The 6219-nt window shown below is 39.0% G+C and carries 6 protein-coding genes; all 6 read right to left on the reverse strand.

Translation table 11 applies throughout. The features are described from left to right. Positions 1-78: 78 nt before the first annotated feature. The 6 genes from mraY to mraZ are packed head-to-tail and all read right to left on the reverse strand — an operon-like array spanning position 79 to position 5826. The gene (gene mraY, locus VTHSUH11_RS08560; RefSeq protein WP_105093351.1) at positions 79-1065 is read right to left on the reverse strand and encodes a phospho-N-acetylmuramoyl-pentapeptide-transferase; all 987 of its coding nucleotides are present in this window, start codon (positions 1063-1065) and stop codon (positions 79-81) included. Positions 1066-1124: 59 nt separating this feature from the next. Next, the gene (locus VTHSUH11_RS08565; RefSeq protein WP_105093352.1) at positions 1125-2483 is read right to left on the reverse strand and encodes a UDP-N-acetylmuramoyl-tripeptide--D-alanyl-D-alanine ligase; all 1359 of its coding nucleotides are present in this window, start codon (positions 2481-2483) and stop codon (positions 1125-1127) included. Position 2484: 1 nt separating this feature from the next. After that, positions 2485-3969, reverse strand: coding sequence for a UDP-N-acetylmuramoyl-L-alanyl-D-glutamate--2,6-diaminopimelate ligase (locus tag VTHSUH11_RS08570; RefSeq protein ID WP_105093353.1), 1485 nt, complete (start codon positions 3967-3969; stop codon positions 2485-2487). 58 nt (positions 3970-4027) lie between these two features. Next, positions 4028-4432 carry a cell division protein FtsL gene (gene ftsL, locus VTHSUH11_RS08575; protein WP_059363143.1) on the reverse strand — a complete coding sequence of 135 codons (405 nt, stop codon included), beginning with the start codon at positions 4430-4432 and terminating at the stop codon, positions 4028-4030. A gap of 20 nt (positions 4433-4452) precedes the next feature. Then, positions 4453-5385 (reverse strand): 16S rRNA (cytosine(1402)-N(4))-methyltransferase RsmH, encoded by a 933-nt coding sequence (gene rsmH, locus VTHSUH11_RS08580; protein WP_105093354.1) that lies wholly within the window; start codon positions 5383-5385, stop codon positions 4453-4455. 9 nt (positions 5386-5394) lie between these two features. Beyond that, positions 5395-5826 carry a division/cell wall cluster transcriptional repressor MraZ gene (mraZ, locus tag VTHSUH11_RS08585; RefSeq protein WP_059363147.1) on the reverse strand — a complete coding sequence of 144 codons (432 nt, stop codon included), beginning with the start codon at positions 5824-5826 and terminating at the stop codon, positions 5395-5397. Positions 5827-6219 lie beyond the last annotated feature (393 nt).

Raw genomic sequence — 6219 nt, forward strand, 5'->3', positions numbered from 1 at the left:
ATACCATTAAATGCCGTTCAAGTTAAGTATTTTCCCCATTCTAACCATAAATTAATTAAGGTAATTTATTTTTCAAAACTAAAGGGTAACAGTAGCTAATACAACGCCTAACACGGCTAGAACTGCACCACCAAACCAGAAGCGGTTTACTACGGTTTGCTCGGACCAGCCAGATAACTCAAAATGATGGTGAATTGGACTCATCTTAAACACCCGAACACCACGAGTTTTAAAGGAAATAACCTGAATAATAACAGACAAGGCTTCCATCACAAAAATACCACCAATAACCACGAGTAGTAATTCTGTTTTTGTTAAAATCGCCATACCTGCAAAAGCGCCACCAAGGGCTAAAGAACCAGTGTCCCCCATGAAAACCTTAGCTGGGTTTATATTAAATACTAAGAAGCCAAGACATACAGCAGTCACAATAGCTCCAAAGTAAGCTACACTTTCAGCAGCCACAGAATTTTCTGTGGAATAAATCATGAGACCAATAACAGAAAAAGCAATAGCTGCTACTGCAGACGTACCAGAAGCTAGACCATCAAGCCCATCCGTTAGATTCACGGCATTTGTAGCACCTACAATAATCAAGAAAGCTAAAATATAATAAGCAAAACCTAATTGCACATGAGCATCTATAACAGGAATCCACAAAGTTGTAGGAAGCACCATAATTTCAGTTATAAAATAGCAAAAAATAGCCGCTAAAATAAATTGACCTAGCAATTTTTGTTTTGCTGTTAAACCAAGATTACGTTTTTTTACGGCTTTTACAAAGTCATCAAAGAAACCGAGTAAACAATGACCCAGAGTAAGGAATAATAACATGCCTGTGGCCACATTCCATGGTGCAAAAATAGCCACTCCAATCGTAAGAGCAAGCATCATAAAAGCACCGCCCATAGTTGGCGTACCAGCCTTAGCTTGATGGCTTTCAGGGCCTTCCTCACGTATACTTTGTTGGGCATGTAAAGATTTAAGCATAGGAATGCCAACCTTGCCCAACACTAATGTAATTATAAAAGTCACTACAAATGCTAATAGAATGTGGTAAATCATATTACTCCCCTATTCTTTAAATAGGCATTACGGCTAGACCAAGCCAGCCGATACACCTTTTATTCACGTTCTTTTAATTCTTCTACAACACGTTCCATTCTAAGACCTCTGGAACCTTTTACCAATATAACATCGCCTTTTTCACGAATATCATTATAGGCATTTGCCATTTCGAGATGACTATTACAACGATGTACTTCAAGTCCTGCCAACTTTGCTTCCTTAGCGATAAAATTGGCTGCATCACCAAAGGTAAATACAACACTATAGCCTTCTTCTGCAAGCAATCTACCCACTTGGCGATGACCTTCTTCCGTAAAATCTCCAAGCTCAAGCATATCCCCAAGCATCGCTATTTTACGTTTACCTTCCAGTTGCCCCAATGCTTTAATTGCTTCACTCATAGAAGATGGGTTGGCATTATACGCATCATTAAGAATAACGATATCATCAAAGGCTACAATTTCTTGACGCATAGGTGTGCCTGTAAATTCACTAAGACCTTTTTTTATCTTACTGGATTTAACGCCCAACACACGACCTGCTCCGATAGCTGCCAATGCATCATATACATTATGCTCACCAATCATCGGCAAGAACACATCAAATACTTCGTCATAACATTTGCAGGTAAATTTTATACCATCTTTTTTATAGCGCAAATGACTGCCAATCACAGTAGCATTGCTATGAATACCATAAGTAACAGTTTTTCCTTTTGCAATGGAACTCATGGCCTTTACGAAATGATCATCTTCATTTAGAATGGCCACACTATCGGGACCTAAACATCTAATTAATTCACCCTTTGCCTCAGCAATGGCTTCTTGGGAACCCAACAATTCAATATGGCTAGTTCCTACATTTGTAATGATGCCAATTGTCGGTTCTGCAATAAGGGCTAATTCTTCAATTTGACCTAGCCCACGCATCCCCATTTCTACAACACAAGCCTCATGTTCTGATGTTAATTGCAATAAGGTTTTAGGCAAACCAATTTCATTATTGAAGTTCTTTTCTGTTTTTAACACATTAAACTCTGTACCAAGAACAGCTGCTACCATCTCTTTTGTTGTCGTTTTTCCAGATGAACCCGTAATAGCAACTACGGGAATTTGAAAACGCCGTCTATGATAATTCGCCAAATCTTGATAGGCTTTCAACGTATTCTCTACTTCAACACAGACAATCCCCTCTACAGCGCGACCATTTTCAACGATAGCCGCAGTGGCGCCCTTTTCAATAGCTGCATTAATAAAATCATGGCCATCGAACGTATCCCCACGCAACGCAACAAATACATACCCCGATTGAATTGTACGCGTATCAGTAGATATATCTTTAAACTGTAAACTTACATCGCCCTTACATGTGCCGCCTGTAGCATCAATTATTTCTTGTAATGTAAATTCTGCCATATTAGATCTCCTTAAGAGCCTGTCTAGCCTCTTCTCGGTCATCAAAATGAATAGTTTCATTCTTTAAAATTTGATAATTTTCATGACCCTTGCCCGCAATAATAACAATATCGCCTGCTTTAGCATCATGAATTGCATGATTGATTGCCTCTCTACGATCGACAATCACCTCATACGATGTACCATCACGAAGTGCTTCTTTTACACCTACCTCTACATCCTTAACAATTTGTATCGGATCTTCAGTGCGCGGATTATCGGATGTAACATAAATTCTATCGCCATATTCTGCTGCAATGCGTCCCATAATTGGGCGTTTGGTAGCATCACGATCACCACCGCAACCAAATACGATGATAATGCGATTTTCTTTAATAGCCTTTGCTGTTTCTAAAATATTTTGTAAACCATCAGGTGTATGTGCATAATCTACAACTACAGCAAAATCTTGCCCTTCCTCGATTAATTCAAATCTACCTGGTACAGAACTAAATGTTTTCAAAGCCGTATCAATGGCTTCCATTGAAATACCTTCTTGTAAACAAGCCCCAATGGCAGCCAATGTGTTATACACATTAAATAGACCCGTAGTATTCATAGATACAGGATAACTTTCACCATTATAATTAACAGTATACTGGCTCATCTTAGTAGACATATGAACATCGGATGCATTTAAGGAACCATTTCCTAATGTACTATACGTAATAGTTGGAGCTGCCGTTTTTTCAACCACACGATGACCATACGCATCGTCAATATTGATTACAGCGCCTTTACTCCCTTTAACTTGATTGGATGCACTAACTTGTTCAAACAACTTACATTTAGCTTGCAAGTAGTTCTCAAAGGTTTTGTGGAAATCCAAATGATCTTGCGTCAAATTCGTAAATACGGCCGTGTCGAATTCAACGCCACTAACACGACCAAGTGCTAGCGCGTGGGAAGATACCTCCATCACACAATATGTAACATCTTCTTGAACCATTTGATTCAAAATATGCTGTAAGTCAACTACATCAGGCGTCGTATTATGAATCGGATAACTAGTGTCACCAATCATAATATGAACCGTACCAATGACACCCACCTTATGGCCTTGAGCCTTTAAAATATGACGAATCATGTGCGTCGTAGTAGTCTTGCCATTTGTACCAGTAACACCAATCATACGCATACGATTGGCCGGATAATCAAAGAAATATGGTACGCAAGCCATCATAGCTTGACGGGTATCAAAAACGGTAATCACACATATATCATTAGATACAGTTACTGGTTTAGATACAATAACTGCTACGGCACCCGCCTCAATAGCTTTATCAATATAATTATGACCATCTACTGTAGCGCCATCCAGAGCAATAAATAAACTATTAGGTTTAACCGCTCTAGAATCAGCTGTAATATCTTGAATAACTACATCTTGATTACCTTGTAATTCTTGTACATCTAGTGTACTAATAATATCTTTTAAGGATTTCATATTATCGTCTCCTATATATACGCAAATTAAAGCAGCCCATAAGAGCTGCTTTTGCCTGCTAGTCTATAATTTGCTGTTTCGCTTGTACATTGCGTTCTGAAGTCGTACTTTTAGTGCTATACACAAAGGAATCAGGCAAAACCATCCCCAATTGTTCTTCCGCAATCTTTTGAATGCGTACTGGAGATTTCAAGGATGCCACCTCTACATCAAGGGTATCATTGTCCTTCGCTAATTGTACTACAGCCTGTTGTGTTTTAACTACTTCATAACCTAGTTTTGTAGTATATGCATTCATAGCCATCATAATCATCAAAAAGCCCGCAAGGATTGCTATACCTTGAACAATCTTTTTCATTAGTGGGCTAATATCAAATATAACACTAGCACTCGCTTTTCTTGCTTGTACACCTAACAACACATCACGTTTAACGTGGCCCACAACAGCCTTTCTCGCCAACATCTAAATAACCCCTTCCAATACTACAGTTTAACCCCTACTCTAAGCTTTGCACTCCTAGAACGAGGATTCACTTCGACTTCCCCTGCACTAGGCTCAATCGCCTTATTTTTAGCTTTAATAATCGCCTTATTATGACAGACACACACTGGCAACTCTGGTGGACAAATACAAGCTGTACTCAACTCTTTAAATGTTTGTTTTGTAATGCGATCCTCTAAGGAATGGAATGTGATGACACCAATTCTCCCCTTTGGCTTCAACATACTCACAGCATCTACAAAACTATCATGCAAAATAGCAAGCTCTCGGTTCACTTCAATGCGTATCGCTTGAAATGTACGTTTTGCTGGATGCGGACCATCCTGTCTCGCCTTTGCCGGTATAGCCTTCTTTATAATTGACACTAATTCGCCAGTAGTGGTAATTCTCTTTTCATTGCGTACCGCTACGATAAACTCAACGATGCGCTTAGCCCATCGTTCTTCTCCGTAGTCACGAATAATTTTTAATAATTCATCTGGTTCATATTCATTCACCACGATTTCCGCATTAATTTCCGCCTCTTTATCCATACGCATATCGAGGGGCCCATCATTCATATACGAAAATCCACGTTCTGGTGTATCAAGCTGATAACTAGAAACACCTAAATCAAATATGAATCCGTCAACTTCGTAAATGCCTTGTTCTTGCAAAGCATGTTTTAAATTTGAAAAATTTGTAGGTATCATCATCACTTGACAGGATAAATCGGACAATCGTTGTCTCGCTACACCTAAGGCATCCTCGTCTTGATCTAGACCGACAATCATACCTTGAGGACTTAGTCGTTCCCCTACAGCATGTGCATGACCTGCACCACCTAATGTGCAATCCACATAGATACCATCTGGATTGGTAACAACAGATTCTACCGTTTCATTCAACAGTACACTGACATGATTAAATTCCACGATAGCCTCCTACAATATAATGCCCTCTAATCCTTCAGCTAAGGATTCTACACTTTCAGCCACTTCCGCATCATAAGCATCGAAACGTTCACGGCTCCAAATTTCAACCTTATCGCCAGTACCAATAATAACTGCATCTTTTTGCAATTCAGCATGCTCACGAAGAGCACTAGGTACCAAGATTCGGCCTTGTTTGTCAAATTCAAGCTCTGCTGCACTACCAAAATAAAAACGTTTAATGGCGCGAGCATTAGCTTTATTAGATGGTAAAGATTGTAATGTTTTTGAAAGTTGCTCCCAACTTTCGGCAGTATAAATAGCGATACAATTGTCTAAGCCCTTTGAAAGCACGCAATGATCACCTAGTTGTTCACGTATTTTGGCAGGTATAATCAACCGTCCTTTTGTATCTATAGTGTGATTATATTCCCCCATGAACATCTAAAATCACCGCCTAACATTCCTAATTCACCACTATATGGTAAATTTTACCACAATCCCCCACTTGTTACAATAAATAAAACGTAAAAATTGAGGAAATTATGAATTTTTCTTCATATTTTTATCTTTTACTCTGTTTTTCTCTATTTTTCACAAATATATGTTCGCTTATATATGGTTATTTTTATAATTCTCACCATATATGTACCACCATTCACCACCAGCTATACATATTCACCACAACATTAAAACTTCAAGTTCAAAATCAAATCATAACCACCCGTAGAACGGGTGGTTTGCTCTGACCCTATAAGGGTCTTTCTCTAGTGGTAGCCCTCTAAAGAGGGCTTTGAATGATCTGACAACCACTCTATTACCACTGGCTGCCCCCTA

Origin of the sequence: Veillonella tobetsuensis, from assembly GCF_002959935.1 — a bacterium.
GTDB lineage: Bacteria > Bacillota > Negativicutes > Veillonellales > Veillonellaceae > Veillonella > Veillonella tobetsuensis.